At 43.6% G+C, this 3,329-nt stretch carries 1 protein-coding gene; it reads right to left on the bottom strand.

The features are described from left to right. Positions 1-100: 100 nt before the first annotated feature. Positions 101-3,329: WD40 repeat domain-containing protein (locus IQ229_RS19535; protein WP_194046589.1), on the bottom strand; the 3,229-nt coding region annotated here is incomplete at its 5' end.

Raw genomic sequence — 3,329 nt, 5'->3', positions numbered from 1 at the left:
ATCCTTCCACCTTGTGATTATCTATAGCAGTTCTCGAATGGAAGCAACACCTTTGACCTCTCTCCAAACCTCTCTCCTCTTAGGAGAGAGGCTTTGAATCTTACTCCCCTTCCCTGCGAGGGAAGGGGTTGGGGGTTAGGTCTGTCTTGTCATGATTCGCCAACTCTTTCGCTTTCGCCTGGGAATCAAACTTTAATTTATTATCCCACTGCTGCGCTTTGCTAAACTTTTCAATAGCGCCATCAATATCATCTTTTCGCGCTAACTTCTCACCTTGGATAACTAAGGTTGTCGCCCCTTGAACCAAACGCGATCGCGTTTGGCATGATTGCAACTCTTCCAGCACTTCTGGATGGGTAATGAGGTAATTATTTAGCAAGTCACAACCACTGAGTAATAAATTATCGAAATCCAAATCCCATAAAATTATTGTTTTGTCATCACTAGCAGAAGCTAACTGTTGTCCATTGGGGCTGAAGACAATGCTATTGACCCTATCAGTATGACCAGTAAAAGTTTTGAGGAGTTGACCACTGTTGACATCCCAGATTTTGATGGTCTTATCTCGACTGGCAGAAGCTAACTGTTGTCCATCAAGGCTGTAGGCGACGCTTCTGACCGCATCACTATGACCAGTAAAAGTTTTGAGGAGTTGACCACTGCTGATATCCCAAATTTTGATGGTGTTGTCAGCACTAGCAGAAGCTAACTGTTGTCCATTGGGGCTGTAGGTAGCGCTAATTACCCAATGGCTATGACCAGTAAGGGATTTGAGTAGTTGACCACTGCTGATATCCCAAATTTTGACGGTTTTGTCAGCACTAGCAGAAGCTAACTGTTGTCCATTGGGGCTGTAGGTAGCGCTAATGACCCTATCGCTATGACCAATAAAGGTTTTAAAGAGTTGACCACTACTGACATCCCAGATTTTGACGGTTTTGTCATCACTAGCAGAAACTAACTGTTGTCTATTGGGGCTGTAGACAATGCTATTGACCTCTTTGCTATGACCAGTCAGGGATTTGAACAGCTGACCACTACTGACATCCCAGATTTTGACAGTCTTGTCATAACTAGCGGAAGCTAACTGTTGTCCATTATAACTGTAGGCGACGCTATAGACTCTACCGCTATGCCCAGTAAGGGATTTGAGTAGTTTCTGACTGTTGACATCCCAAATTTTGATGGTGTTGTCATCACTAGTAGAAGCTAGCTGTTTTCCATTACGGCTGTAGGCAACATTAAAGACAATACTGCTATGATCAATCGAGGATTTGAAGAGTTTGCCACTGTTGACATCCCAGATTTTGACAGTCTTGTCATAACTAGCGGAAGCTAACTGTTGTCCATTCGGGCTGTAATCTACGCTCATGACCACATTACTATGACCAGTAAGGGATTTGAGGAGTTTTTGACTGTTGATATCCCAGATTTTGATGGTGTTGTCAGCACTAGCGGAAGCTAACTGTTGCCCATTGGGACTGTAGGCGATGCTATTGACTTCTTTACTATGACCAATCAGGGATTTGAGAAGTTTGCCACGGCTGACATCCCAGATTTTGATAGTGTTGTCACGACTAGAAGAAGCTAATTGTTTTCCATTAGGGCTGTAAGCGACGCTTTTAACCTCATCGCTATGACCAGTAAGGGTTTTGAGGAGTTTTTGACTGTTGACATCCCAGAATTTAATGGTGTTGTCACGACTAGCAGAAGCTAACTGTTGTCCATCAGGGCTGTAGGCGACATTAATGACTTCTTTGCTATGACCAGTCAGGGATTTGAGAAGTTTGCCACTGCTGACACCCCAGATTTTAATGGTGTTGTCATCACTAGTAGAAGCTAAGTGTTGTCCATCAGGGCTGTAGGCGACGCTTCTGACCGCGCTGCTATGACCTTCTAAAGTATTCACCTCGATCGCACGATTTTCTTTCGCCTCATTTGGCTTTAAGTAAACCGCTTGCTGTAAAGTTGCCACAGTTAGCATTGAGATATCGCTTCTGTGCTGTGCCCAAATTGTATGCTTGAGTTTGTTACCTGCCCTTAAGGCTGTTATTAAAGCATCTGAATATTGTCCAGAGGCAAAAAAGGCTTCAGAAGAATTATTGATGGCGCTAATTAGCTGAACATTTGCTTCTACTGTCCACTGGAATGTTGCTGCTGCCAATCCGGCAAATCCTAAACCTGCGGCGATGGAACTAAAAAGGGCGCGTTTGAGAAAGTTATTCAGTTTCGCTTCACTAAATTTTCTTTGTTCTCGTTCTTTTTCCAGTTCCGCCATCACCTGCTTTAACTTCGGTTCCTGTTGCTGGCGGATAAAGGTGGCGATGTAGTCATGTACCAGTTGATAACGGTCGGCGGGGTTTTCTGGTAGCAAAACCACTAAGCCAGATTGGACAAAAATCTCTAACACTAAATCTAATTTACTGATTTCAGAAGTTTGTTCCGCCCTAGTTTTTGATCCCCCCGCCTGCGGCGATCGCCTTAAAAAGGGGGTGGAAAGAATAAAGCCCCCCTTTTTAAGGGGGATTGGGGGGATCTCCAAAAAATACGGCATCAAATCGCGTTCCAACTCAGCGCGAGTCTTCAGAGGGCGAGTTCCTTTTTCATCGGTGAGCAAATAGAGTAATACGTCTGCTGCTTGCTGATTCTCAACACCGCAATCATTAACAACTTCATGCAAATAACGCTTAACCAATTCTCCCTTAGTACCACGCTGCTGATATTCTGCCAGAGTTGTAATATTCTCCGTTTGCAGTTGCGCCCCCACAACCTGCAATTCAATGGGACGCACTTCACCCAATTCTCCGGCTAAATCTTGCACGAGTTGTTCAACTAAAGCAGGTTCTAAGCGAAAACTAGTATTTTCAGTTAAACGCTGAATAATTGACTTTGTATCAGTAGGTGAGAAATTCCCCAACTTGTAAAGCACATTATTACTGAGAATGTCATTGCCAATAATCTTAAGACTCGACAAATCATTGCACTCTAGCAAGTAATGAATGTAATCTAACCGCAGCGATAAGATAACTTTCACCGATAGAACATTTAGACACTCTCCCAGAAACTCAAAGAATTGCTTCCTTTGTGCAGGTTCGGTGTAAACAAAGAAAAATTCCTCAAATTGATCAAAAATTAGCACTGTGCGGAGGTTGTGCTGTTCGTTTTCTTTGAGTCTGGATATTAAATATTGCGGTGTTCCAAGTTCAGAGGTCGAAGTTCCGAGTTCAGAGGTTGAAGTTCCGAGTTCAAAGGTCGAAGTTTCGAGTTCAGAGGTTGAAGTTCCGAGTTCAGAGGTCGAAGTTTCGAGTTCAAAGGTCGGAGTTCCGAGT

This window comes from Nostoc cf. edaphicum LEGE 07299 (assembly GCF_015207245.1).
Lineage (GTDB): Bacteria > Cyanobacteriota > Cyanobacteriia > Cyanobacteriales > Nostocaceae > Nostoc > Nostoc edaphicum_B.
This window is presented reverse-complemented; position numbering and strand designations above follow the sequence as displayed.